Below are 24,663 nucleotides of genomic sequence, written 5' to 3'. Positions count from 1 at the left end.
GCGGTCCCCCGGCGCGGGTCGGCGACACTGAGGGCATGATCACCATTCATCTGAAGTACGAGATCGACCCCGACAAGCTCGACGACTTCGAGGAGTACGGCCGCCGCTGGGTCACCCTCGTCAACCGCTTCGGCGGTACCCACCACGGCTACTTCCTGCCGAGCGAGGGCGACAGCGACATCGCCTACGCCCTGTTCTCCTTCCCCGGACTCGCCGAGTACGAGGTCTACCGGAAGGCCAGCGCCACCGACGCGGAGTGCCAGGAGGCCTTCGAACTGGCCCGCACCACCCGCTGCATCAAGCGCTACGAGCGCCGCTTCCTGCGCCCGCTCGACCTCGACGCCGCTCCGTCGGACGGCGCCCAGGGGCACTGACGAGCGGCCCGACCACGAGCCGCTGCGCCGCCGCCAGGGCGAGGCACAGGACCGCGGCGCCGGTCCACAGCGCCCCGGCCCCGACGTGTGCGAGCAGCTGGGTCGAGGTGACCGGCGCCGCGACCGTGGCGATGCCCCAGCTGATGCCGTACGCGGCCAGATAGCCGTCAGCGCCGCCGCGCGGCGCCAGGTCCGCCACCACGGTCAGGACCCGCCCGAGGACGAGCACGTCACCGAGGCTCCACAGCACCGTGGCCGCCAGGAACGCCGGCAGGGTCGACGCCACGGCGTACCCCGCCAGGCCGACCGCGAGCAGCACGTGGCCGAACGCGATGGCCCCGGAGTCCGACAGCGACGCGAGGCGGCGCAGCCGCAGGGCCGGCTGCGCGGCGACCACCGTCACCGCCGACGCGGTGAACAGCAGCCCCGCGTCCGCGGGTTCGAGGCCGCGGCGCGCGAGCGTCAGGGGCAGCCCCATCGTGATCGTCGTGGTGACGAGCGCGAACAGCGTCCCCGACAGGAACACGGCCCTGAGCGCCCGGTCCCGCCAGGGCCGTACGGGCTCGGCATGGTCGGCGCGGTCGGGATGGTCGGTACGGTCCGCGGGCCCGGCGTGGTCGGCGGGCAGGGCGATGCGCAGGATCAGCGCGGAGAGCAGGCAGGTGGCCGCGTCCACGACGAAGAGCCAGCGCAGGTCCCAGCGGCCCAGGGCCGCCGCGATGAGGCCCGCGCCGGTGCCGCCCGCCGCGAGGGCGGCGTTGAAGAGGCTGTAGGCGCGGACCCGTTCGGAGGGGCCGACCGCGTCCGCGATCAGTGCCTGGCTCGGCGGTTCGTACAGCTCGAAGGCCAGGCCGAGGAGCACCGCGAAGACCGCCACCGCGACCAGCGACCCGGACGCCGCGATCCCGAGTTGCGCGACGGCGCATCCGGTGAGGCCGAGCACGATGGTGCGGCGTCGCCCGATGCCGCGCGCGAGGCGGGCCCCGGCCAGTCGCGACGGGATCGTCGCGAGCCCGAAGCCCGCCGAGAGCAGGCCCGCGGTGGTGACGCCGGCCCCGAACTCCGTGCTGATCAGGACGGTCAGGAAGGGCAGCGAGAAGGCCCCAAGCCGGTTGACCGCCCGCGCCGCCACCAGGAGCCATACGGTCCGCGGCATGCCACCGCCCCTTCGCGTGACTGTCGAATCGAGTAATGTCAGTCACGAACGCTAGCCATCGAGGGAGTGACTGGTCAAGTGATGTTCGACAGTCACGTCGCGGTACTGCTGGAACACGCCGTATCGCTCGTGAACACCCTGACCGACGGGGAGGCGCGCGGCCGCCCCTACGCCGTACCCCGCGGCGCCGACCTCCCCCGCGCCGTCGAGGACGCCGTGTCGGACACCGCGGGCTCGCTGCCGCGCATCATCGACGCCCCCCAGGCCGAGTACCTGGCCACCGCCGCCCGCGCCATGCGCCGGGTCTTCCAGGCCATGCACGACGGCGATCTCGACGACGCCGCCACCACCGTCAACGGCCTCCTCCACGACAGCGGCGCCCGCCCCCGCCTCGACCGCGCCCCGGACCCGGGCCGGGACGGCGGCGGCAGCGCCTGGCAGCTGCACTTCCACGGCCCCGACGACTCCTTCGCCGCCGGACACAGCGCCGGCTGCGCCACCGCCCTCGCCCTCGCCGTGGGCGGCAGCCTCGCCGGACGCCTCGGCGTCTGCCACGCCGACCGCTGCGACCGCGTCTACGTCGACACCTCCCGCAACGCCGCCCGCCAGTTCTGCTCGACGGCGTGCCAGAACCGCACGAAGGCGGCCGCGTTCCGCGCCCGGAAGGGAGGCGGCGGATCCCCCTGAGGCACGCCGGGCCGGACGGTGGGCGCCGCGTCGGAGGTGTCAGGACCAGGACGCCAGCACCAACGCGCGCTCGGCGGCGGCCAGATGGACGGCCGAGGCCAACCAGGCACGGGCATAGCCGTCGGGCGAGGCGTCCGTGAGCCGACCGAAGGAGTCGCGGGGACGGCGGTCCGCTTCCGCGGTGAGCGCCGCCGCCAGGTGGGCGGCTCCCCCGAGACCCGCACGCCGCAGGGGTACGAGGAGTCCCGCCGCGTCCGCGCCCCGACCGGCCTCGGCCAGTGCGCGGCGCCCTCCGGCGACGCCGGTCTCCAGGAGGCGGCGCACCCGCCACAGGGGCGCGTCCGCCAGCGGGTCCGGGCCGGCGGTCACCGGCCCGAGCCGTACGGACTCCGGCGCCTCGCGCGGGAAGTGGCTGCCCTGGAGCCGGTCGTACCCCAGGTCGGCCCGACCCAGCCACTCCTCGGGCAGTCTCAGCGTGTACGGGGCACCCGGCACCGGGCCGACCGCCAGGGCGCGGAGCGTCGCGGCCCGGTCCGGGTCGGGACGGCCGAGGACCCGCAGGGCGAGCCCCGGGTGCCGGGCGATCCTGCGGAGGTTCGCGGCATGCGGGAGCTCCGGGTGCGGGTGGGCCGGGTGGAGCCGCAGCAGGGGGCCGCCGCCGGCGACGCGGGCCACGAGGTACTCCCCCGCCGCGCCGAGCACCTCCACGTCGCAGCCGAGCAGCCCCGCCTCGCGATCCCCTTCCTCCTGCGCGAGTCCCTCCAGCGCGGCGGACACCGCCTCGTGGAGCGGGCGGGCGAACAGCGCCGCCGCGGGCTCCTGCGACCACTCCACCCCCCGCAGCGGCGTCGCGCTGACCCCCCGGCCCGCGCCGAGCCGCCCGTCCGGGGAGACGGTGGCGCCGACGATCCGCAGACCTCCGCGGGCGAGCCCGGCGTGGTCGAGCACCGCCCCGCCGAGCGCCACGGAGGCGGTGCCCGCGCCTCTGGCACGGGCCAGACCGCCCGGGCGTACGTCGGACACCGTGTAGCAGGAGCCGTCCCCACCCACGAGGTGGGTGACCACGCCTCCGTACCCCGTCGCGGACAGCACGGGCTCGCGGCACAGCCCCGACACCCGCAGGCTGCCGCCCTGTTCGTACGTCCGCCGCGTGGTGCCGACCACCCCGGGTCCCGCCGCCCCCGAGGCCGCGAGGGCCGCCCCCGCCAGCAACTCGCGGAACGCGGCCGCCAGGTCGCCGAGCCGCTGCCCCTCGCCCCGCTGCCGCGCGGCACGGAGCCCCCGTACGACCCGCAGCGCGGCGGCCTCGCCACGGGGCAGCCCGGCCAGCCGCGCGGTGTGGGCCGCGCGCAGCAGCTCGGCCTGGACCACCGCACCACCGGCCGTGACGCCGGCCGCCAATGCCTCGGCCGCCGCCTCCCACAACCCGGTCGCGGCCCGCACCTGTGCGGCGGTGAGCGCGGCCACGGCGGGCGCCTCGGCTTCCGTCCCCGCGCCGGGGTGGGCGCCGGCCGAGTCGGAGGGCGCACTCCCGTCGATCCTCGCCGCGACAGCACCCGACGGCGTGGCGGGCACTGCTTCGGGCCGTGGGGCGGGCACGAGGCCCGGCTGCGTGGCGGGCAGGGCGCCGCCCGCGGTCTCCGGCACCCCGCCGTCGGCCCGGGTGGCCGACCCCGGGCCGCCGTCCGCCGCCTCCGCGATGGCGGGCGGCTCCGGGTCCGCGATCGGGGCCGCGCCGAGCGCCGCCGCCCTGTGGAGGCAGCGGGGGGCCAGCAGGCAGGTGCAGACGGCCTGTTCGGCACGGGTGACGGCGCCGGCCGGGCCGGGCCGGAGGGTGACGAGCGCGTCCTCGCCGAAGGGGACGGTGACGGAGCCGTCCGGGGCGGGGGTGGCCCGCTCGGCGCAGGCGGCGATGGCGGCGTCGAGCTTCTTCCGCAGGCGTGCGGTGAGTTGCTCCACCGCATCGGCGAGGACGTCGGGGGCGACGGGCGGCAGGTCTTCGGGGGTCAACGGGGTTCTCCACGGAGGCGGTCGCCCACCCAGCGGGCGAGGGCGAGCGGACTGAGGGCGGCGACCGGCATCCCGGCGGCGACGAGCCGACGCGCCACGGGCACCGAGTAGCGGGGCGCGCCGGAGTCGTCGAGCGCGGCGCAGCCGAGCAGGTGGGCACCGGAGGAGGCGAGCGCCCGTACCTCCCCGAGGAGTCCGGCGAGCGGCGCGCCCTCCTCGAAGTCGCTGACCACGACGACGAGCGTGCGGCTCGGCACGGTGATCAGGGACCGGGCGTGGGCGAGCCCCGCCGCGATGTGCGTACCGCCGCCGACCCGAACCTCCAGGAGGAGCGAGAGGGGGTCCTCGACCCGGTCGGTGAGGTCCACCACCTGTGTGGAGAACGCCAGGAAGTGCGTGGACAGCGTCGGGACGCCGCCCAGGACGGCGGCGGTCAGCGCCGACCAGATCACCGACGCCTCCATCGAGCCGGAGACGTCGACCACCAGGATCAGCCGCCAGTCCGCCTCCCTGCTTGCCCGCGTGCTGAACACCGGCCGCTCCGGGACGACCACGATCCGGCCGTCGTCCGTGCGCCGGCTGTGGACGAGGTTGGCGCGCAGCGTACGGGCGAGGTCCAGGCGACCGCCCGGGCGGCGGGTGGGGCGCGGGGTGGCCAGTCCCGAGAGCGCCGGGCGCAGCCGGGTGGCCAGCTCCCTGGCGAGCTCGTCGACGAGCCTCTTCACCAGCGGCCGCAGCCTGGCCAGTCGCGCCTCGGGCATGCCTCCGGCCAGGGACAGCACCGACCGCAGCAGCTCCACCGACGGACGGACCGCCGCCGGGTCCAACTGCGTGAGCACGTCGGAACGCCCGGCGTCGGCCGCCTCCGCGAGCACCTCCTCGCGCACCTCCGCCCCGAAGAGGGCCTCCAGCTCCTGCGACCACTCCCGTGCCGTCGGGAAGGACGCGTCCTGTCCCCCGCCCTGTCCGGGTGCGCCGCCGTCCGCGTCGTCGGCACCCTCGCCGCGCCCGCTCCCGTACAGCTCGTCCAAGGCCCGGGCGTACCGGCGCGCGTCGGCGCCGAGCCGGTCCTTGTGCCGGCCCAGGAGCAGCCGCCACCGGTCGGCGGGCCCGAGGCGCCGGTCGGGTGACCCGGCCGAGGCGGTGTCCGCCGGGGCGGCGGGGGCCGTGGCCAGCGCCGTGTCCGCCGGGGCGGCCGGAGCCGCGCCCGTGGCCGTCCGGTCGGCGGGGGCCGCCGTCTGGGCGTGCGAGGCGGGGGCGGCGATCTCGATGGACGAGGCGGGTGGCGCCTCGCCGGCGGTGGACGCGGGGGTGTCGAGTGCGCCGTCGAGTGCGCCGTCCGGTGTGCCGAAGGCGTCCGGGCCGGTCAGGGACAGGGCCTTCAGGGCCGCGAGACCGGCGGCGTCGGCGGCCGTCCACAGGGCGAGCAGCTCGGGTGGGGCGTCGAGGGAGAGGTCGAGGCGGTCGTCGAGACGGTCGGTGACCGTGGTGAGGAGGCGGTCGCGGGCGGCGGGGGCGAGGGCGTCGAATCCTCCGCGCAGCGCGGGGAGCCGGTCGAGGAAGTCCTGGTCGGCGAGGTCGTCCACGCGGTCGAGGAGGGGGGTGAGTGCCTCCGGGGAGGCCTGGAGCAGCGGGCCGGCGGCGGTGAGGACGCCGGCGAGGCGCTTCGTCAGGGCGCGTCGGGTGTCGGGGGTGGTCGCCCCGTCGATCCAGCCGGCCGTGCGCTCGCCGAGCCCGCCGGCGGGATCGAGGTCGAGCATGACGCGCACGGCGAGGGCGGCGCCCTGCATCAGCGGCGAGGCGTCGGAGGCGAGTTCGGCGAGGGCCTGGTCGAGCCGGAGGCCCAGGTGCCGGGCGGCCGTCCGGTCCGCGAGGGCGACGAGGGCCCCGGCGTCCGCCGGGGTGTCGCTGCCGGCCAGCCCGGGGAGGGATCGGACGGCGGCCTCGAGCAGGTCGCCGGCGAGTGCGCCGGCGAAGGTGCGGGCGTCGTCCGGGGTGCCGGGGTAGTGGCCGCGGCGGATGCCTTCCAAGAGGTCGAGGGCCGCGAGCAGTTCGGGCAGGTCAGCGGTGTCGGGCAGGACGAGGGACGCCTCCCTCAGCCTCGCGTCGACCAGCTCGGGCAGGTCGCAGCGGGCGGCGGCGGTCAGCCCGGTCAGGATCTGGGCGGGGGTGGGTCCGCCGTCGGCGGCCTCGCGGCGGGCGGTCTCGGCGAGCGTGCCGGCGGCGGCCTGGGCCGCGGTGACTCCGCGTACGCCCGCGAGGTCGAGCCGCGCGGGTACGGACGGCGTCCACGTCAGGCGCCACTTGGTGCCGAGCGCGGTGCCGTCGCCGGTGCTCGCCACCGCGACGGGTTCCCCGTAGGAGGCGCCGATGACCAGCAGGCGTTGCAGCAGCACTTCGCGACGGCCGTCCAGCGCGGAGCGGAGCGGGTCGAGGCGCACCTCGCGGGGTTCCGGCTCCTCCGGGCGCGGCAGCCGCAGCGCGGCGAGTTCGTCCTCCACGGAGGGGCCGAGTCCCGAGCGGGGCGCGTGCGGGCTGATCCGGCCGCGCGCGGTGCCGACGAACACGGCCTCCAGGGCGCGGGCCAGCGCCCGGCCCCGGCCCAGGGGTTCGCCCTGCCCCATCACGGTGGTCACGGCTTCGAGCAGCTCCCCCCGTCCCGGCGCGGGCAGCCCGCGCAGCGCCGCCAGGTCGCACGCCAGCCGCAGCGTCTCGGCCGCCTCTCCGGTGCCCGCGGTGTGGCCGGCGCGGCGCAGCTCCCTGCACAGCCCGGTCACCGCGGCGGCGGCCGCGTCCCGGATCCTGTCCGGGTCGCCGGCCGCCGTGAGCACGGCCTGCTGCCACAGCGGGTCCCGGATTCCGGCGGGATACCCGGACCGGGAGTCGAGCAGGTCGAAGGAGTAGGGGACGAACGAGGTCACCGCCTCCTCCGGAGCCGCCGGTGCCCGGCCGCGGCGCGTCGCGCCGGAGCCGTCCGTGCCCGCGCCGGACACGTCGTCTCGTGCCCCGGTCGGGCGGGCGTCTCCGGCCTCCGTCCCCGGGACCGCGTCCGCCCTTGTGTCCGTGTCCGCCTCCGCGAGCAGCGCGGGCGCGTGGAAGGCGCCGATCACGGCGGCGACCCGGCGCCCGTCGGCGGCGGCCGCCGCCACGACCTGCCGCATCCGGGCCTCGCGCGCGAGGTCGGTGGCGGGCACGGCGGCGTCGGCACGCAGGGCCCAGCCGACGCCCAGGGCCGCGCGGCGCACGGCCTCCGGCGAGCAGCCGGGTGCCAGCACCTCCACGGCGCGGTCCCACAGGTCGTCACCGGCGCGGCCGGTACCGGCCGCGGCGAGCGCGCCGGCGAAGGAAGGGCGCCCCTTCCCGGCGCGTTCCTCCGCCCCGTGGTCCGCCCGCTCGCCGAAGCCCCCGTCCGCACCACCCTCGTCAGGGCGCGCCTCCAGGCCCCCGTCCGAACGCCTGGACGGTCCCTCGTCCAGGCCCCCGTCCGGGCCCCCGTCAGAGCACGGTTCCGAGCCCGCGTCCGGGCCCCCGTCAGAGCGCGGTTCCGAGCCCGCGTCCCGTCCCCCGTCCGGTCCCGTGCCGGACAGGGACCACCCGGGGTCGGACAGGGGGAGGTCGCAGCACACGACCTCCGCTCCGTTGGCCCGGGCCCATCTCACCGCGGCGAGCTCCGGGGAGAAGTCGGCGAAGGGGTAGAAGGAGAGGCGTCCGCCGTCGCCGGCGCCGGCCAGGGCGACGGGGGCGACGGTCTCGGGGTCGGCCAGGTGTTCCAGCCAGGGCCGGAAGTCGGCCGGCAGTTCCACGCAGACCACCTGGGCGCGCGCGGCGTCGAGGAGTGCGGGCACCACCGCGGCGAGCGCGGGGCTGTGGTGGCGTACCCCGAGGAGGTACGGGGCGCGCGACGCGGCGAGGGCGTCGACGGCCGACCGGGGGTCGAGGGTCGTCAACGCAGGCTCCCGCGCAGGTCCCAGAGCCGCCGCCACATCGCGGAGCCGTTCTCGGCCCGGCGGCGGACGGGGCCGTCCCAGTAGCCGAGGAGGCGCGCGTGGTCGGCCGGGTCGTCCTTGCGGACGACGCCCAGGAGATGGCCGGGCAGCAGGTCGAGCACGTCCCCGCCGGGCAGGTACGCGGCGGCGACCCCGAGTGACGCGGCCACCTGTACGGCCTCGGCCGTGGACATGACCGTGCCCGGCCGCTCGACGTCCCAGCCCTCGGTGGAACGTCCGGAGCGCAGGTCGCGGAAGACGGTGACGAGGGCGTCGAGGACGGCGTCGTCGACGCCGAAGGCCGCACCCGCCCGCTGTACGGCCGCGACGGCCTGGCGGCGGATCAGGACGGCCTCGGCGTCGGCGTCCGCGATCGGGTCCACCGTCTCGAAGTTGAACCGGCGCTTCAGCGCGGCGGACATCTCGGAGACGCCCCGGTCGCGCAGGTTGGCGGTGGCGATGACGGTGAAGCCGGGTGCCGCGCCGACCACCGCGTCCTCCGTGGACGTCAGCTCCGGCACGGTGATCCGGCGGTCGGACAGGATGGACACCAGGGCGTCCTGCACCTCGGGTAGGCAGCGGGTGATCTCCTCCACCCTGACCACCCGTCCGGTGCGCATGGCGGCGAGCACGGGCGAGTCGACCAGGGCCTGCGGGGTGGGTCCCTGGGCGAGCAGCAGGGCGTAGTTCCAGCCGTAGCGGAAGGCGTCCTCGGTCGTGCCCGCGGTGCCCTGCACGGTCAGTGCGCTGGTCCCGCTCACGGCGGCCGCGAGCAGCTCCGACAGCATCGACTTGGCGGTACCGGGCTCACCGGTGAGCAGCAGTCCGCGCTCTCCCGCCAGGGTGACCACGCAGCGCTCGACGAGTGCGCGTTCGCCGACGAACTTGGGCGCGATCCCCAGCTTCGACGGCAGACCCGCCCGGCGCCCGGGCAGTGCCAGTTCCACGCCGTCGCTCCCGCAGACGAACGTGACCACCGCGCGCGGCGTCAGGGCCCAGCCGGGCGGGCGCGGGCCGGGGTCCTGCGCGGCGAGGAAGGCGAGTTCGGCGGCGTACCGCTCCTCGGCCGGCTGTACCTGCCGGGCGGGGGCGGTCTTCTCGGTGACGGTCATGCGGGGATTCCTCCGGGGGAACACGGGTGCGGGGAATGGCGGGGCGGGGTGCGGCGCCCCCGGGTGGGGTGCGCGGCACCGAACGGCGAACCGGGCGGCGGCAGCGGGCTCCGCTGCCGCCGCCCCCTCTCAGCGGCGGCGTCTGGTGCGCCGCACCTTCAGCTCCTCGAATCGCGGGACGTCGCCGTCGAGGATGCGCCGCCACGCCCGGGCGAAGAGCTCCGCGACGGGCTCGGTCGGCACCAGGGCGCCGAGGACCGGCCGGGTGCCCGCCACGGGGCCGTACATCGGCAGCTTCCACTGCTCGACCGGCGGTACGGGTGCCGACTGCTCGGCCCAGGCGCCGGGCAGGAAGAGGGAGCGTCCGGCCCGGGCGCGTACGGCGGAGACCACGAGTTCGCCCGCGGCGAGTTCGGCGCGCGCGGCCTTGAGGCGGGCCGGCTTCCAGCCGGTCCAACGGGCGGTGTTGCGGTCGGTGGGGTCGGGCAGGGCGAGGAGCATCAGGTAGAGCGTCGCCGCGTCGACTCCCAGGCCGTGGGTTCGGGCGACCTCGTCCACGAGCGCGGGCACCGAGCGCGACGGGTCCTGCGGCCACCAGGTGCCGTCCGGATCGGTGTCGCCGGCCGCGGGCGCGCCCGGGTCGGCGAGGAGCCGTGCGAACGCCGGGTCGTGCGCGCGCCGCAGGGCCGACTCGACGGCGCCGGGCAGCTGGTCCGGGCCGCGCAGGGCAGCCAGGTAGGGGTCGGAGCCGGTGGAGTCGAGGAGGGCGGTCCGCAGCGCCGGCTGGGGCTGGTCGTCGTGCGTGGCCATGAGCACCGCGCCGTACCGCTCGTGGTCCGGTGCGGTCTCGGTCGGCGTGCCGGCCACCTTGCGGAACTCCGGCAGGGAGGTGAAGTGGCCGATGGAAAGGAGCAGTTCGGGCGAGGCGAGGCGCTGCCGCACGGCGTCGAGGGCCTCGGGGAGCCGGGCCCGCAGGGGATCGCCGGCGGGCAGCCGGTGGGCGAGCCAGGCCGTCAGGCTCATCGCGCCCGTGAGCACCGACGTCGTGAAGGGCGCCTCGGCGGGGGTGACGGTCGCGGGCCGGTCGCGCTCGATGTGCCAGGGCACGTCGGTGCTCAGTTCCGGTGACGACGCCGGGTCGAGGAGCGCCGGGAGCGCCTGGTGCACGGGCCACCCGCTGCGGGCGGCCCGTGCGGCCTCCGCGGCGAGCCAGTCGGGCACCTGGGTGCGGCGTCCCACCCGCGTGTTCCACTCGGCCGCAGCAGCCGCCACGTCGGGTCCTTCGGTCCACAGGCGTGCCGGGTCGGCGGGCAGGAGCGCGGCCACGACGGACCGCCGCACCTCGATGGGGAGGGCGCGCAGCACGTCGCGGGCCTGCGCCGCCTCGGCCACCTTCAGGCCGAGGGTCTTGCGGAGGTCCGCCGGCAGGAAGTTGTTCTCCCAGCTGTCGATGTCGGGCATGCCGACGAGGACGAGCCGGGCCAGCGCCCCGGAGGCGCCGGTGAGCCGGCCGAACTCCTCGGCCGCCTCCGGGTGGAAGGGTGCCTCCCCGCGGGCGGCCGCCTCCCGCAGGAACGCGGTCAGCCAGTCGGCGCCGCGCGTGCGGTCGCCCACCGGTGCGTCGCCGCGCACGGTGTAGGGCCCGGGCACGCCGAAGCGGCCGCTGGGGTCGTGGAGCAGCGCCCCGAACTCCCGTCCGCCGTCGACGTCCGCGTGGTGCTCGGTGATGCCGAGCGCCGCTCCGCCGCCGAGCGGGAGCACGCAGTGGTGCCAGGAGCCGCGCAGCAGGCCGTCGGGGGTGTGCAGGTGCGGGGTTCCGAGATGGACCTGGACCCGGCGCCAGAGGCCGGCCGAGCCCGCCGCCGAGGCGAGTCCCAGGGCGTCGACCTGGCCGAGCAGGCCGAGCAGCGCGGTCCGGTGCCGGTCGCCGCTGCCGGGTGCGACGGCCCGGTAGGCGAGGGCGGCCGGTTCGTCGAGGAGGGTGGTGAAGGGCAGCGAGGAGTACGGCAGCGACGGCAGGTCGAAGTGCAGCCGGCCCGGCTTGGCCGTGGCGGCGGTGTCGGCGCGTACCGCCGCGAGGTCGGCGAGGAAGCGGTGGGCCACGTCCTCGTCGCTGCCCGACCGGTAGTAGCCGGTGCCGGCGACGCCGTTCAGCGCCTCGCCGAGCAGGCGGTCGGTCGGTCCCTCGACGCGGGCCCGCACGGGCTCGGCGCCCGGGTCGAGCCGTGCGGCGACGGAGTCGAGCGCCTTCCGCTGCCGCAGCGCGAAGCGGAGCACCCGCACCACGCCGGCGACCAGCTCGGGCGCGGTGACGGCCGGCAGCGCGGCGGTGACCAGTGCCGGGAGGTCCGCGGCGCGTTCCGCGGCGGCGGCCGCCTTCAGCAGGGTGCCCGCGGTCTCCGCGTCGGCGGTGCGCAGCGCCGCCGAGCCTTCCGCGTCCCGGGCGCGGAGCGCGTACAGGTGGGACAGCGGGGGCAGGGTGACGCTCGCGGTGCCGTACAGCTCGCTCCGGTCGCCGTCGGTCGTCGAGGTGACGACGCCGTCCGGGTCGGTGAGGGACAGTTTGCGCCACTGCTGGGTGAGGGCCCTGGGCCGGTCGTCGCCGGGGAACGACACGGCGGCGAGCGGCATGTCGGATTCCGCCGGCAGGGTGACGGCGCGCCCGGCGGTGTCCTCGGCGTGCCAGCCGTGGCCGGGGAGCCGGACGACGCGCCAGCCGAGGAGGCCGTCCGCGGGGGTGCCCAGGGCGGAGCCCGGGACCGCGGGTGCGGGCCGGAGCCACGAGGAGCGATCGGCGAGTTCGGCGCCCGTGGCGTGGGCGCGGAGCGCGTCGGCGAGGAAGCCGGGCAGGGAGCGTCGGCCGAGGGCGCCTTCGGCGGGGTCGTATTCGGCCCAGCCGGCGTCGTCGTGCCCCTCGCGGGCCTCCGCCCACACCCAGTGCGAGGTGCCGTCGGAGAGCAGCGGGCGTTCGCGGGGCAGCTTCGTGTCGCCGTGGTGCAGGACTCCGCCGCCGGTGGTGCGGCCGCCGCCGGGCAGCGGCAGGCTGAGGTTCTGCGAGCGGAGGTTCCAGTGGTCGGCGTCGCCCTCCAGGGTGAACACCGTGTCGGGGGCGGTGTGCCAGTAGCCCTGGATCTCCCTGTCGCGGCCGTAGGTGCTCCAGAAGACGAGGAGGGCGCCGTCCACGTAGTGGAAGCCGTACCGGTACGAGTGGCCGGTGGGCACGCGCAGGTCGTGCGTGAGCACGGTGGAGTCGGCGTCGATGACCCGCACCTGTGCCGTGCTCGCCACGATCAGGTGGGGCCAGGCCTCGACGACGGTGAGGCCGTCGCGCTTGTCCTGGGTCGGCGACAGCTCCGCGAGCGCCTCCTCCCACGCCGGCCAGCGGAGTTCCTCCCAGAGCCCGCCGCGCAGGGTGCGCGCGAGCGTCACGCCGAGGTCGACTCCGGCCGCGGCCGCGACCTCGTCGGGCGCGAGCGCCAGGGCTTCGGCCGGCAGCCACGACAGGCGTGCGATGGCCTGCGGCAGACCGGGCAGCCCGGCGGCGACCGACGTGCGGGCGACCTCGCGCATCCATTCGGCGAGCATCGGGCGGCCACCGGCCGAGGCGGCCAGCCGGCGCATCACGTCCTCGCCGGTCGACGCGCTGTTGTACGTGTACGCGGCGCGCCGGAAGGCGGGGCGGAAGCGCGGGTCGGCGGCGACCGCGGCCAGGTCCCGGGGCTGCTCCCCGCGCGCCCAGTCCGACAGGTTCAGGGTGTCGCCGCGCCGGTTGGGGCCGTCCTCGCGGGGGTCGGCCACCGGGATGTCCAGGGTGAGCAGCAGGTCGAGGAGGTTCACGTCCTCGGGGCCGATCCTCAGGTACCCCTCGCCGTCGGGCCGCGCCGCCAGGTCGGCGCGCAGCCGCCCCTCGGCCCGCTCCACGAGGTCGAGGAGGGCGGGCGGCGTCGGCCGGTTGCCCCAGCCGCGGTGCCGGGCGGTGTGGAAGCGTTCCAGCCAGCCAGCCGCGCCGTCGGCGCAGCGCGCCGACGGCGGCACGTCCGCGTCGGTGAGTCCCGCGTCCGCCCCGGACTCGGCGAGGATCTCCAGCCACAGGTCGCTCAGTTCGGCCTCGCCGCCGGGCGGTGTCATCGACAGCAGCGTGCCCCGCACGTCGGGGACGCGGCGCGCCAGCGCGATCAGCGCGGTGCGGTGGGCCTTCCACCAGCCGCTCGCGGCCCGCAGCGTGGCGGGCAGCGGCAGGAGTTCGGCGAGGTAGTCCTGCTCCGCCTCGCCGGCGGAGAGTCCCGCGGCGCGGGCGAGGCGCCGCAGTTCCGCGGCCGCCTGGGCGGACGGGGCGAGGCCGCCGGCGGTCCGGCGGACGCACAGGCGGCGGAAGCGTTCGTACGCCTCGGCGGGGGCGAGCCGGGTCGCGAGTTCCTTGCCGTAGCCGGCGAGCACCTTCACCGGCAGGGCCCCGGCCAGGGCGAATTCGAGGAAGACGGCGTCGAGCCGGTCCTCGTCGACGGTGAGGCCGTGCTGGGCCTCGCTGGTGCGGGCGCGGCCGAAGAGCTGGCCCGCGTACGTCGGGTTCTCGACGCCGAGGAAGACCCGCGCGGACTGCTCGTAGAAGACGGGGAGGAAGTGCGGGACGGCCGAGGCGAGCCGCCCGGCCAGTTCCTGGCAGGCGTCGAGGGCGGCCTTGGGCTTGGTCTTGGCCTGCCGGGCCAGCCGGTCGAGCTCGGGCACGACCGCGAGCGCGTGGTGGCCGTCCTCCGGGTGGTGCACGAGCACCCATTCGGGGAAGCCCAGTTCCTTGCGCCGGCCGAGGCCCACCAGGGCCGGTTCGCCGTGGGGCGCGAGTCCGAGGAAGCCGGCGGCGAGGTCCTCGGCGGGGCCCAGCTCGGCCGCGGTCAGCCGGACGACGACCCGCTCGTCCCCGAGCACCGGGTGGCGGTAGGCCCGCGCGGTCATGTCGACAGCCGAGGCTCCCGCGCCTTCGGCGTCGGCCGGGAGCACCGCTCCGGCCTTGAGCAGCTCCGTGTTGTCGGAAGCGGTCGTGCTGGTCACGCGTCCCCACCCTCTTCGATCCTGCGGCCGGCGTACAGCGCCGCGGCCATGCGCATCCCCTCGGACCAGGCGACCGGTCCGACCTCGTTCAGCCGTACCGCGCGGCCCTCGTCGTCGTGCCAGGTCAGCGCGCCGGTCTCCGACTCCCCGTCCCAGTACGGTTCGCCGATCCACACCGAGGCCTCGGTGCCGCGGCCGCCGTCGCGGACCTTGCAGGTGGCGTAGCCGCCGGACACCCGGTAGCCGAGGCCGGTGGCCCGGGCCGCGAGGCCGAAGCGCGAGGCGTACTTGCCGCCCGCGTAGTCCCGTACCTCCGTCGCCGTCTCCGGATGCCCGGTGCCCGGCCCGGCCCAGGTGGCGCGGTGGATCTGCTCCACCCGCTGGGTGATGCCGAGTTCGGCCGCGAAGTCCCGTACGTCGTCCAGGTCGGGCAGCAGCACGGGGTGCGGGAGGGTGACGGTGCGCGGGGAGAGCCGTACGGTCTCGCCGTCGAGGTCGACCACCTTCAGCTCGCCGTCGGCCGTGACGTCCCGCAGGAAGCCGACCTCGTCCGGGTCGTCGCCGACCAGGGCCATGTCGCGCAGCGCGGACTGCCACGCCTCGTCCGGCCACACGCGGGCGATCAGCTCGGTCGGCACCGGAAGCGACGACACCATCCAGGTGTCGACCTGCGCCACGCACGCGGCCGCGTGCCGGTCGAGCCACTCTGCGAGCCGCCGCAGCCGGTCGACCTCGGGTTCGTCGCGCAACGCCTTCGGCAGCGTCTTCAGCTGCCGTCCCCCGGCGCGCCGTGCCACCACGCGCCCGTCCTCAAGGGTGATCTCGTACCCCTCACCCGCTGTCAGCCACGCCATCAGCCGCGCCCCTCCGCCTGTCCTGTCGGTTTCCGCGCAGCTCGAACCACGGGGTCGTAGCCCCGGAGCTGCGGTATGCGGGGAGACTATCCAGGGTCACTGACAACGCCCGCCCCGACGTCGCCGGAGGGGCGGACAGCCGGTGGACGGGCGTCGGGAGGGCGGCGCAGGAGCGGCGGACAGCCGGTGTGAGGGCTGCGGACGGGCGGCGGACGGAGGGTCAGGCGGCCGGGACCGCCCGCTGGATGGCGGTGAGGACGCGGTCCAGGGCGTCCTTGCTGTGCGGGTCGGTGAGGTTCGCCCAGAGTTTGAACATGAAGCGCTGCATGACGGGCTTCCGGAGGCTCCTCGTGGCGACGAGCTTCATGACGCGGGGCTGGTTGAGCGCCTGGACGACCAGGCGGCCCACGGTGAAGTAGCGGCCGTAGGCGGCGCGGACCGCATCCGGGTAGGCGAGCAGCGCCTCCTCCCGCGCGTGTGCGGTGGGCCGCCCGAGCGCGCGGGTGACGGTGCCGGCCGCGAGACGGCCGGACTCCAGCGCGTAGTCGATGCCCTCCCCGCTCAACGGGTTGATCATTCCCCCGGCGTCACCGGTCAGCAGCAGCCCCCGGGTGTACTGGGGCCGACGGTTGAGGCCGGCGGGCAGGGGCGCTCCGCGCAGCGGACCGGCGGCGTGGTCGTCGTCGAACGCCCGCTCCGGGGACAGCCGCGCGGTCCACTCCCTGAACATCTTCCGGTGGTCCACCTCGGGCTTGCGCCCGACGTGGAACGTCCCCAGCCCGACGTTGAACGTGCCGTTCCCCACCGGGAAGACCCATCCGTAGCCGAACGGCATGTACGTCCGGCCCCGGCCGTCCCGGGTCTCCAGGTCGAGCCAGGCCTCCAGGTGGTCCTCGTCCCTGTGCGGCACCGTGTAGTACCGGCGCACCGCCACCCCCATCGGCCGGTCCGCCCGCTGGTGCAGCCCCAGCGCCACGGCCAGTCGGCTCGACGCCCCGTCCGCGGCCACCACCAGCGGCGCCCGGTAGGTCCGCGGACCTCCGTCCCGCTGCGCGGTCACCCCGCTGACGTGCCCGGTCCTCGGATCGATGACCGGCGCCGTCACCTTGGTCCCCTCCAGCAGCCGCGCACCGGCGGCCACCGCCTTGCGGGCGAGCAGCTCGTCGAGGTCCATCCGGCTGCGCACCAGCCCGAAGTCCGGGAACGACGCCACACTGGGCCACGGCATCTCCACCGTGGTGCCCGACCCGTGGGCCCGCAGGCCCCGCGTCCTCACCCACCCGTCCCCGTCGACGTCCACCCCCATGCCGACCAGTTCCTTCACCGCCCGCGGCGTCAGCCCGTCCCCACAGATCTTGTCCCGCGGGAACGTCGCCTTCTCGATCAGCAGGACGTCGTGCCCCGCCCGCGCCAGGTGGTAGGCGGCGGCGCAGCCGGCGGGTCCCGCGCCGACGACGATCACGTCCGCCGAGTCACGGTGGGAAGACAGGTCCATGAGAACTTCCTCTGCTGCGATCGGCGTGGTCTACGGGAAGCGGCTTCCCATCCGTACCCAGGCCCGCCGCCTTTGATCACCCGTCACGCCGGGCGACTTCGGCCACGGTAAGGACGCGTCAGCCTTCGACGCCGGTGGCCGCGTGCGGGGCCCCGACCGGCTTGGACTCGGGTGAGCCGCGCTGGCGCAGGTAGACGGAGAGGATGGCCATGGCCGCCACGGCCAGCAGTTCCGACTGCCAGTTCTGCAGCGACCGGTTCCAGAAGTCGGCGGAACCGACGTAGGAGAGCCAGGTGACGGGCGCCTGGAGCTGCCGCAGGCGCAGGTCGTTGAAGGCGGCGGCGCCGGAGATCGACTGGGCCAGCCAGGACAGCACGAAGAAGCCGGCCATGACGAGACCGAGCGAACGGGAGTAGACGGCCTGCCGCCAGTCCTTGGTGGCGGCCCAGCGGGGCGAGTCCGCTCGCGCGTGGTCGCCCACGCGCTGCTCGCGTTCGCTCTCCGTACCCGCCTTGTGCAGCTCCTTGGACTCCGGTGAGCCGCGTTGGAGCAGGTAGACGGTGCCGAAGATGTAGAGGAAGAACTGCAGGAACTCGGACTGCCAGTTCTCCGTGACGTCGACGGCGAAGTCCGACGACATGAGGTAGTCGCCGAGTCCGACCTGCTGGAGCCCCTCGATGGCGAGCTGTTCGTTGAACTCGGCGCGCCCGGCCACGGCCTGGGCCGCCAGGACGACCAGGAAGGCCAGTCCGAAACCGAGGGTGAGGCTGTTCGACCGCAAGAACCCCCGCGCCGGGCGCCGGGCGGCCGTCACCGGTGCATCACCCCGATCGCGGTGAAGTAGGCGAGGCCGCCCACGATGGTCGTCACGCACACCACGAACAGGGATCTCACGTTATGCCCCCTTCAGGACGCAGTCGTACGGCTCGTCGCCCGGTTCCGGCACGCATCCGGCGGCGGTGACCCGCCACCCCTCGTCGAACTCCGACAGGAAGAGGGTCTCGCCACTGAATCTGAGCAGCGCCTGCCTGCCGTACACGTCCACGCTCCGCACGCCACCGCCCCGCGGGAGCCCCTGCGACGGCAGCGCGCGCTCGCACGGCTTCCGCTCGTCCTCCACGAGCTGCTCGCGGCTCCCCGGGGCGAGCAATTCGCACGCCGTACGGAAGTCGCCGGCGGCGAGTGCCACCTCGAAGGCCCGGCCCGCCGTGGTCGCTCCGTCCTGACGTGCCTGGGGGGCGCCGCACGCGGACAAGGCGGCCAAGGCCGCCGTCACTCCGAGGAGCAGGGATACTCTCACGCTCCCACCCTGCACGTCCCGGCGGCCGCGGCGCGGGCCGCGAGGCCGACCGGCCGCGCTCCCCACCCGTTCGGGCCACCGCGGGTGACGATGTGCGTGCGCCCCCGGCCCGCGAGAGAGACCATGGAGGCAGAGAAGAGGTGTCGTCATGAGCGAGTCCGGCATCTGGAACCATGATCCGAGGACCGGATACGAGCTGGGGATCGATCTCATCGGCTACAAGGTCGAGGCGGTGGACGGGGCGATCGGGAAGGTCGACAAGCACTCCGCGGACGTGGGCTCCTCGTACCTGGTCGTCGACACCGGCACCTGGATCTTCGGCCGGCGGGTGCTGCTCCCGGCCGGGACGATCACGCGGATCGACGCGGCCGAGGAGAAGGTGTACGTCGATCGCACGAAGGACCGGATCAAGGAAGCCCCCGAGTTCGACGAGGCGAAGTACGCCGACGAGCCCAGCTACCTCGAACAGTTCGCCCACTATTACGGTCACCCCCACATGTGAGGACCCGGCCGCTGGGCCCCGGCGTCGGCCCCGGCGTCGGCGTCAGGACGGGACGGCGCCGAGCTGGCGCAGCTGGGAGAGGACGTCGACGACGCCCCGGATCTCCGCGATGCGGCCGTCCACGAAGCGGAGAATGAAGATCTCGCCGTAGGTGACGGTCCTCCCGGTGGGCGCCAGGCCCTGGTAGTCGCCCCGGTGCGTTCCCGTGACCGTGTTCCTGGAGACGACCTTGTCGCCCTCGGCGATCGTCTCCTCGACGACGACGCGCAGGTCGGGGAACGCTCCCAGGAGGACCTCCCACACGCGCTTGAGCGCCTCGGGTCCGGTCGTACCGACGGCCACGGGGGCGTGGAACACCAGGTCCGGTGCGAGGTACTCGTCGAAGGCCTTCGCGATGGTGTCCGGATCGCCGCTGTTCACGGCGGTGTGGAACCGGTGGAGGGTCGCGATGTTGCGTTCTGCCACGGCTGCCGACATGGGTCTCTCCTCTGGTCCGTGCCCTCTGGCCTGTCCGTTCGCCGGCTCCCGGCTGCGGGGACGGCGGCCTCTCGGCAGGAGGACGAGACAGCCGGCGCGGATGTGACATGCCGGGCCGTCGGATCCGGGACCCGGGGGCCGTCTACCGCTCCAGGCGCTCGACCTCGCGGGCGGCCCGTGTGGCGGCCCCGCGCGCGTCCCGCAAGGCCAGTTCGGCCGCCGTCACCGCCGTACCGGCCTCGGCGTCGGCCGCGGCGGCGTCGCGGGCGGTGCGCCGGGCCGCCCGCAGCTCCTGCTCCAGGTGCCGCACCCGGTCGGCCGCCTCCTCGGCCTGCCCGGCGGTGGCCCGCCGCGCGTCCCGCGCCTCGTGGAGGTCCCGCTCGCGCAGCCCGGCCGCCGCGACCGCCTCCTCGGCCGTCACCCGCGCCTGTGCGAGCTCGCGCGACGGCTCCGACGTCGCGGTCCGGGCCTCGGCCGGAGCCGTACGTCCGGCTTTCCCCGAGGCCGTACGTCCGGCCCTCCCGGAGGCCTCATGCCCCGCGTTCCCCGAATCCGCACGACCGGCCTCCTCCGAAGCCGTGCGCCCGGCCGTTCCCCGCGACGCGCGCCCGGCCTTCCCCGGCGGTGGCGTCGGGTGCGCCTCGGACGAGCGGGCGGCCACCGCCTCCGGAGCGGCGGCCGGGAAGCCGACGGCGGCCGAGGGCGGTTTCACGAGCCGGGCCTTCGACCACTGCGCCGCGACGTCCGGGTCGGCGAGGACGGCGTGGAGGGTCTGCTCGACCTCGTACGACACCGTGTCGCTGAGGGGTTGTCCGGCTTCGCGGGCCAGGTCCGCGGCCTCGCGGGCGAGCATGGTCACGAGCTGGTGCTGTCGGCTGCCGGCGGCGCGCAGCCGCTCGGCGTCGAGGGTGCGGTGGGCCTCGCGGAGGGTTTCGCCGAGCGTGAGGAAGTCCTGTGCCTCCCGGAGTCGTTTACGGGCGAGGAGGTTGGCCGCCCAGGCCGCGAGGGACGGGCGGCGGAGGGCGGCGATGGCCTTCGCCGCGGCGGCGTCCCCGGCTTCGCGGGCCTGGGCCACGTGCCGGTCCCGTGCCGGGACGAACTCGGCGGGCTTGAGTGCGTACAGCTCGTCGGTGACCTTGTCGACATCCACGCCGCTCACTGTGGTCGTCCGCGCGCGGGGGACGCGGGCCCGGCCGCCCGGGATGCGCCGGATGACCGACGCGATCACCCGCCCGGGCGCTCGTCGTCGGGGGCGGTGCGGACGACGGCCTGGTCGCCGTGGGGTCCGAAGAGGTGGAGGATTTCGACGGTTTCGGGGCCCGCGGGGCCGAACCAGTGGGGTTCGGTCGTGTCGAACTCGGCGACTTCGCCGGGGCGGAGGGTGACGTCGCGTTCGCCGAGGATGAGGCGGAGGTCGCCGGCGAGGACGTAGAGCCATTCGTAGCCGGAGTGGGTGACGAGTCGCGGTGCGCGGTGGGCGAGGACCTGTTTGAAGACCTGGACGCGGCCGGGGTACTGGGTGAGGGGGACGAGGACGCTGCCGGGTGCGCGGCTGCGGGGGGTGAGGTGGACGCGGGGGTCGCCGGTGGCGGGGGCGGCCACCAGCTGGTCGAGGGCGACGCGGTGGGCGCGGGCGAGCGGGATGAGGAGGTCGAGGGTCGGTCGCCGGAGGCCCGCTTCCAGGCGGGACATGGTGCTGACGGAGATCCCGGTGTCCGCCGCGAGGGTTTCGAGGGTGAGGCCGCGGTCGCGCCGCAGGGCGCGGAGCCGTGGTCCGATGCTGTCGATGAGTGCGGCGAGTTCGGCGTCCATGGGGGCATTGTGCGGTCGGGGGCCGGGGATCGGCGCGACCGTCTTGCGGTCTTCGCAAAGTTGCTGGCCACCGGCCCTTCCCCGGTCCGAACCTGGGCGGCGTCCGGTCCCGCCGAAGGGACCCGTCGAAGGGGGAGCTCTCGTGCTCACCACGTCCTTGGCCACGCCACCCGCCCCGCTGAGCGCGCGCGGACGCTGGACGGTGCTGGCGGTCTGCGCGCTCAGCATGTTCCTGGTGGGGGTGGACACCACCATCGTCAACGTGGGGCTGCCCGAGATCGGGCGGGGCCTCGGCGTGGGCACCCGGGAGCTCGAGTGGGTCGTCGACGTCTACACCGTCGTGATGGCCAGCCTGCTCATCGTGTCGGGCGCCCTCGCGGACCGCTACGGGCGCCGCCGCGTCTTCCGGTGCGGACTGCTCGTCTTCGGCCTGGCGTCCCTCGTGTGCGCCGTTGCCCCGTCCCCGGGCGTCCTCGTCGCGGCCCGGGCGGTGCAGGGGGTCGGCGCCTCGATGCTGAGTCCGGTGGCCCTGGCGATCGTGGTGAACGCGATGCCCGATCCGCGGGAGCGGGCCCGGGCGATCGGGGTGTGGGCGTCGGTCTTCGGGCTGAGCATGGCGGCGGGTCCGGTCACCGGCGGGGCCCTGATCGCCTCGTTCGGCTGGCGCTCGGTGTTCTGGATCAACGCGCCGGTGGTGGTCGCGGCTCTCGTCCTGGTCACCGTGTTCGTGCCGGAGTCGCGCGCGGAGCGCGCCCGCCGCCTCGACCTGCCGGGCCAGGCGCTGCTGACCGCGGTGCTCTGCCTCTCCGTCGGGCTGCTCATCGAAGGCCCCCGGATCGGCTGGACGTCGTCCCTGGCCGTCGGCGGTTACGTGCTGACCGCGGCGGCCACGGCCGGCTTCGTTCGGGCCGAACTGCGGTGCGACGAACCCCTGATGGACCTGGGCCTGTTCCGGCGGCCGTCGTTCGCCACGGCGGTGCTCGGCGCGACGGCGGTGTTCGTCGCGCTGAACACGACCCTGCTGCTCGACACCCTCTACCTCCAGCACACGCGCGGGTGGACGCCGCTCGCGACGGGCGCCGCGACGCTGCCCATGGCGCTCGGCGCGACCGTGTGCGCCCCGTGGGCCGGGAGTCTGGTCGGCCGGCTCGGGCCCCGCCGTCCGCTGGTCCTCGCGGGCGCGTTCATCGCGGCAGGCGGTCTGTGCCTGGTGGGCCTCGACGAGGACACCGCCGTGCCGCTGATCCTCTGCGCCCTCCTGCTGATCGGCATCGGCTTCGGTTTCGCGAACGCCCCGCTGACCAACACCGCGGTGAGCGGTCTGCCGTCGTCGCGCGCCGGGGTGGCGGGCGCGATCACGTCCTCGGCGCGCCAGGTCGGCGCGGCGGTCGGCATCGCCGTGGCGGGCGGTCTCGTCGCGGGCGCCGGGCCCGCCGATCTGGCCGCCGCGAGCCGTCCGGGCTGGCTGCTCGTGTCGGCCTGCGGCCTGTTCCTCCTCGTCGTGGCGCGCGCCGCGGGGCCCCGGGCCGCGGTGAAGCCGGGGCCGAGGTGGATTCCGGGCCGCGGTGAATCCCGGGGCCGAGGTAAAGCCCGGGCCGCGGTGAATCCCGGGCGGTGACGGCCGTTCTCGGGGAGCTTGGCCCTTCCGCGGAGCCCGGCTCTTCCAGGAGCGTCGACCTCCCCCGGAGCCCGGCTCTTCCGGGAGCGTCGACCTTCCCCGGAGCCCGGCCTTCCCTCAGGGCGCGACGGCCCGTCGTGCGTACACCTCGATCTCGATCTTCATACGGGGGTCGGCGAGGCCGCACACGAGCATGGTGGCGGCCGGCCTGACCTCGCCGAAGGCGCGGCGCAGGGCGGGCCAGCAGGGCTCGAAGTCGGCCCGGTCGGGCAGCAGGTAGCGCACGCGGACGACGTCGGCGAAGGTGCACTCGGCCTCGGCGAGGGCCGTGGCGATGTTGCGGAGGACCTGCTCGGCCTGTTCGACCACGTCGTCGGAGATGGTCATGGTGGAGTAGTCGAAACCGGTGGTGCCCGACACGTGCACCCAGTCTCCGTCGACGACGGCGCGCGCGTAGCCGATCTGTTCCTCGAACGTGGAGCCGCTGAGAAGGGAACGTCGCTCTGTCATGCGCCGAACGCTAGGCGGGCGGCATGGATACGTCTAATACTGCTTCGGGTGCCGCGTGATATCCATGGGCGTATGGAGCGACCCGAACTTCCCCTCGCGCAGCTGCACGCCTTCGTCGTCCTCGCCGATGAGCTCCACTTCGGGCACGCCGCGGCCCGACTGGGCATCGCCCAGCCGCCGCTGAGCCAGCAGATCCGGCGCCTGGAGGACAAGGTCGGCCATCCGCTGTTCCGGCGCGAGCCGGGGCGCGTGACCCTCACGCCGGCGGGCCGGGAGCTGCTTCCCGCCGCCCGGGGCGCCCTCGCCGGTCTCGCGGACGGTCTGGCGGCGGCCCGCGAGGCGGGTGACGGCAGGGCGGGGCGCCTGCGGATCGGCTTCGCCGCGTCGCTGGCCCTGACCGTGCTGCCCGGCCTGTTGCGGACCCACCGGGAGCGGTTCCCCGCCGTGCGTCTGGACATCCACGAGATGACCACCACTCCGCAACTGGCCGCGCTGCGCGAGGGGACGATCGACATCGGACTGCTCCGCGAGCCGCCCGCCGACGATCCCGACCTCGGCTTCGAGACCGTCCTGACGGAGCCGTTCGTGGCGGTCCTGCCGTCCGCGCACCCCCTCGCCGCCCGGCGGTCGGTCCGCGTCGAGGAGTTGGCGGACTCGCCGTTCGTCCTCCTGCCCCGGGCCGTCGGCCCCCGGCTGTACGACCGGATCACCGGCCTGTGCACCGCGGCGGGCTTCTCACCCGAGGTGGTCCAGCACGCCGTGGAGTGGCAGACGGTCTGCGCCCTGGTGGAGACCGGCCTGGGGGTGTCCCTGGCTCCGGAGAGCATCCGCCGCATCCGCCTCAAGGGCGTGGCCTTCCGAAGGATCGAGCCCGGCACCCCGCGCACGCGTGTCGCCGTCGCCTGGCGCCTCGACGACGGGAACCCGTTGATCGCCGGACTCCTGACGACACTCGGCGAAGTTCCCCCGCGCGCGCGGCAGTCGGCGCCCCGCTGATCGCCGCCGCTCGACCGGTGGTCGGCGCGCCCCCTGACGCCGCCGCGAAGCCGGCCGACCCGTCGGCCACGCAGCCGGCCAACCGGTCGGCCACGGACCGCTCGGCCGCTCGACCGGTCAGCCGGCCGGGGCCTCCCACGGCTGGAACCACGGGTCGGGCCACTGCTCGGCGGCGGCCATCAGCGGGAAGAGGGTCGCGCCGTCGATGGACTCGCGGATGATGTCGGCGTGGCCGCCGTGGCGGGCGGTCTCCTCGATGAGGTGGAGCAGTACCCAGCGGACCGACCAGGCGGGCACGTCGGCGGGGAACCACGGCAGGCCCTGCGGGACGGGGACGGGCCGGCCGAGGTCGGTGATGCCGGCGATGACCTCGTCGGTCTCGCGGGTCGCGGCCTCGTACTGGTCGAGCACGCCCGCCAGGGTCTCGCGCGGGGCGAGTCGGAACTCGTCGGCGTCGCTCTCGTCCGCCGCGCGCTGCGGACCCCGCTGCCGCTGGAGGATGAGATCGGTCCATCCGGCCTCGCAGCGGGCGGCGTGCTTGATCAGCCCGCCGATGCTGAGTTCGCCGGCGGTGGGGGTGAGCCTGGCCTGCTCGTCCGTCAGGCCGTGCGCGGTGGCGCGCAGGGCCTGGCGCTGCTGGGTGAGGTAGGCGAGGAGGCCGTCGCGCTCGTCGGCGACCGGCGGTACGTGTGCGGGCATGGGACGACCCTCTCGTTCGGGCGAAGAGA

19 protein-coding genes are annotated in these 24,663 nt (G+C 75.7%); 5 read left to right on the top strand and 14 right to left on the bottom strand.

Annotation, left to right across the window (positions count from 1 at the left end):
- Positions 1 to 35 precede the first annotated feature (35 nt).
- Positions 36 to 374 (top strand): NIPSNAP family protein, encoded by a 339-nt coding sequence (locus MRBLMG1_RS04180; protein ID WP_367820822.1) that lies wholly within the window; start codon positions 36 to 38, stop codon positions 372 to 374.
- On the opposite strand, the gene MRBLMG1_RS04175 is transcribed toward MRBLMG1_RS04180, so the two are convergent.
- Positions 298 to 1,530 (bottom strand): MFS transporter, encoded by a 1,233-nt coding sequence (locus MRBLMG1_RS04175; RefSeq protein ID WP_367820820.1) that lies wholly within the window; start codon positions 1,528 to 1,530, stop codon positions 298 to 300. The two genes, MRBLMG1_RS04180 and MRBLMG1_RS04175, sit on opposite strands and share 77 nt — an antisense overlap.
- 81 nt (positions 1,531 to 1,611) lie before the next feature.
- Between MRBLMG1_RS04175 and MRBLMG1_RS04170 the strand changes: the two genes are divergently transcribed.
- The gene (locus MRBLMG1_RS04170) at positions 1,612 to 2,217 is read left to right on the top strand and encodes a CGNR zinc finger domain-containing protein (RefSeq protein ID WP_367820819.1); all 606 of its coding nucleotides are present in this window, start codon (positions 1,612 to 1,614) and stop codon (positions 2,215 to 2,217) included.
- 39 nt (positions 2,218 to 2,256) lie between these two features.
- Here the strand turns inward: MRBLMG1_RS04170 and MRBLMG1_RS04165 are convergent, their stop codons facing one another.
- The 8 genes from MRBLMG1_RS04165 to MRBLMG1_RS04130 all read right to left on the bottom strand — a co-directional run bounded on the left by MRBLMG1_RS04165 (position 2,257) and on the right by MRBLMG1_RS04130 (position 18,020).
- Positions 2,257 to 4,227 (bottom strand): hypothetical protein, encoded by a 1,971-nt coding sequence (locus MRBLMG1_RS04165; RefSeq protein WP_367820818.1) that lies wholly within the window; start codon positions 4,225 to 4,227, stop codon positions 2,257 to 2,259.
- Positions 4,224 to 8,174 carry a vWA domain-containing protein gene (locus MRBLMG1_RS04160; RefSeq protein WP_367820816.1) on the bottom strand — a complete coding sequence of 1,317 codons (3,951 nt, stop codon included), beginning with the start codon at positions 8,172 to 8,174 and terminating at the stop codon, positions 4,224 to 4,226. Before MRBLMG1_RS04160 ends, MRBLMG1_RS04165 begins: the two co-directional genes overlap by 4 nt.
- Entirely contained in the window at positions 8,171 to 9,325 is a 1,155-nt protein-coding gene (locus MRBLMG1_RS04155) for an ATP-binding protein (protein WP_367820814.1), read from the bottom strand. The genes MRBLMG1_RS04160 and MRBLMG1_RS04155 overlap by 4 nt, the downstream gene beginning before the upstream one ends.
- Positions 9,326 to 9,454: 129 nt before the next feature.
- Positions 9,455 to 14,371 carry a DNA-binding protein gene (locus tag MRBLMG1_RS04150; protein ID WP_367820812.1) on the bottom strand — a complete coding sequence of 1,639 codons (4,917 nt, stop codon included), beginning with the start codon at positions 14,369 to 14,371 and terminating at the stop codon, positions 9,455 to 9,457.
- Positions 14,368 to 15,225: a DUF4132 domain-containing protein gene (locus tag MRBLMG1_RS04145; protein ID WP_367820810.1), complete on the bottom strand. Its 858-nt coding sequence runs from the start codon at positions 15,223 to 15,225 to the stop codon at positions 14,368 to 14,370. Before MRBLMG1_RS04145 ends, MRBLMG1_RS04150 begins: the two co-directional genes overlap by 4 nt.
- A gap of 220 nt (positions 15,226 to 15,445) precedes the next feature.
- Entirely contained in the window at positions 15,446 to 16,720 is a 1,275-nt protein-coding gene (locus MRBLMG1_RS04140; protein ID WP_367820809.1) for a geranylgeranyl reductase family protein, read from the bottom strand.
- Positions 16,721 to 16,838: 118 nt separating this feature from the next.
- Positions 16,839 to 17,501 (bottom strand): DUF6766 family protein, encoded by a 663-nt coding sequence (locus tag MRBLMG1_RS04135; protein WP_367820807.1) that lies wholly within the window; start codon positions 17,499 to 17,501, stop codon positions 16,839 to 16,841.
- 114 nt (positions 17,502 to 17,615) lie between these two features.
- The gene (locus tag MRBLMG1_RS04130; protein ID WP_367820806.1) at positions 17,616 to 18,020 is read right to left on the bottom strand and encodes a hypothetical protein; all 405 of its coding nucleotides are present in this window, start codon (positions 18,018 to 18,020) and stop codon (positions 17,616 to 17,618) included.
- 148 nt (positions 18,021 to 18,168) lie between these two features.
- On the opposite strand from MRBLMG1_RS04130, the gene MRBLMG1_RS04125 reads away from it, so the two are divergent.
- A complete protein-coding gene (locus MRBLMG1_RS04125; protein ID WP_367820804.1) occupies positions 18,169 to 18,522 on the top strand; it encodes a PRC-barrel domain-containing protein in 354 nt (117 codons plus the stop codon).
- A 42-nt stretch (positions 18,523 to 18,564) separates the two neighbouring features.
- On the opposite strand, the gene MRBLMG1_RS04120 is transcribed toward MRBLMG1_RS04125, so the two are convergent.
- From MRBLMG1_RS04120 to MRBLMG1_RS04110, 3 genes are all read right to left on the bottom strand, one after another.
- Entirely contained in the window at positions 18,565 to 18,999 is a 435-nt protein-coding gene (locus MRBLMG1_RS04120; protein ID WP_367820803.1) for an ester cyclase, read from the bottom strand.
- Between the two features lie 142 nt (positions 19,000 to 19,141).
- A complete protein-coding gene (locus MRBLMG1_RS04115; protein ID WP_367820801.1) occupies positions 19,142 to 20,149 on the bottom strand; it encodes a hypothetical protein in 1,008 nt (335 codons plus the stop codon).
- Between the two features lie 74 nt (positions 20,150 to 20,223).
- Complete coding sequence (locus tag MRBLMG1_RS04110; RefSeq protein WP_367820799.1) at positions 20,224 to 20,811, bottom strand: helix-turn-helix domain-containing protein; 588 nt, start codon at positions 20,809 to 20,811, stop codon at positions 20,224 to 20,226.
- A gap of 142 nt (positions 20,812 to 20,953) precedes the next feature.
- Between MRBLMG1_RS04110 and MRBLMG1_RS04105 the strand changes: the two genes are divergently transcribed.
- A complete protein-coding gene (locus MRBLMG1_RS04105; RefSeq protein WP_367820797.1) occupies positions 20,954 to 22,429 on the top strand; it encodes an MFS transporter in 1,476 nt (491 codons plus the stop codon).
- Between the two features lie 117 nt (positions 22,430 to 22,546).
- Here MRBLMG1_RS04105 and MRBLMG1_RS04100 read toward each other — a convergent pair whose 3' ends face one another.
- Complete coding sequence (locus MRBLMG1_RS04100) at positions 22,547 to 22,939, bottom strand: RidA family protein (protein WP_367820795.1); 393 nt, start codon at positions 22,937 to 22,939, stop codon at positions 22,547 to 22,549.
- Positions 22,940 to 23,011: 72 nt separating this feature from the next.
- Between MRBLMG1_RS04100 and MRBLMG1_RS04095 the strand changes: the two genes are divergently transcribed.
- Entirely contained in the window at positions 23,012 to 23,935 is a 924-nt protein-coding gene (locus MRBLMG1_RS04095) for a LysR family transcriptional regulator (RefSeq protein ID WP_367820793.1), read from the top strand.
- Positions 23,936 to 24,052: 117 nt separating this feature from the next.
- Here MRBLMG1_RS04095 and MRBLMG1_RS04090 read toward each other — a convergent pair whose 3' ends face one another.
- Positions 24,053 to 24,634 (bottom strand): DinB family protein, encoded by a 582-nt coding sequence (locus MRBLMG1_RS04090; protein ID WP_367820791.1) that lies wholly within the window; start codon positions 24,632 to 24,634, stop codon positions 24,053 to 24,055.
- Positions 24,635 to 24,663: the final 29 nt, after the last annotated feature.

The sequence above is a fragment of the Streptomyces sp. LMG1-1-1.1 genome, assembly GCF_040815545.1.
GTDB lineage: Bacteria > Actinomycetota > Actinomycetes > Streptomycetales > Streptomycetaceae > Streptomyces.
Note: the sequence above shows the minus strand (reverse complement) of the source record. Positions and strands in the feature narration are given on the sequence as shown.

Bases quoted from the DNA above. Each gene is read 5' to 3' on its own strand.
- MRBLMG1_RS04090 (WP_367820791.1), bottom strand. From the start codon at position 24,634: ATGCCCGCACACGTACCGCCGGTCGCCGACGAGCGCGACGGCCTCCTC.
- MRBLMG1_RS04100 (WP_367820795.1), bottom strand. From the start codon at position 22,939: ATGACAGAGCGACGTTCCCTTCTCAGCGGCTCCACGTTCGAGGAACAG.
- MRBLMG1_RS04170 (WP_367820819.1), top strand. From the start codon at position 1,612: ATGTTCGACAGTCACGTCGCGGTACTGCTGGAACACGCCGTATCGCTC.
- MRBLMG1_RS04110 (WP_367820799.1), bottom strand. From the start codon at position 20,811: ATGGACGCCGAACTCGCCGCACTCATCGACAGCATCGGACCACGGCTC.
- MRBLMG1_RS04145 (WP_367820810.1), bottom strand. From the start codon at position 15,225: ATGGCGTGGCTGACAGCGGGTGAGGGGTACGAGATCACCCTTGAGGAC.
- MRBLMG1_RS04095 (WP_367820793.1), top strand. From the start codon at position 23,012: ATGGAGCGACCCGAACTTCCCCTCGCGCAGCTGCACGCCTTCGTCGTC.
- MRBLMG1_RS04180 (WP_367820822.1), top strand. From the start codon at position 36: ATGATCACCATTCATCTGAAGTACGAGATCGACCCCGACAAGCTCGAC.
- MRBLMG1_RS04175 (WP_367820820.1), bottom strand. From the start codon at position 1,530: ATGCCGCGGACCGTATGGCTCCTGGTGGCGGCGCGGGCGGTCAACCGG.
- MRBLMG1_RS04120 (WP_367820803.1), bottom strand. From the start codon at position 18,999: ATGTCGGCAGCCGTGGCAGAACGCAACATCGCGACCCTCCACCGGTTC.
- MRBLMG1_RS04140 (WP_367820809.1), bottom strand. From the start codon at position 16,720: ATGGACCTGTCTTCCCACCGTGACTCGGCGGACGTGATCGTCGTCGGC.
- MRBLMG1_RS04125 (WP_367820804.1), top strand. From the start codon at position 18,169: ATGAGCGAGTCCGGCATCTGGAACCATGATCCGAGGACCGGATACGAG.
- MRBLMG1_RS04155 (WP_367820814.1), bottom strand. From the start codon at position 9,325: ATGACCGTCACCGAGAAGACCGCCCCCGCCCGGCAGGTACAGCCGGCC.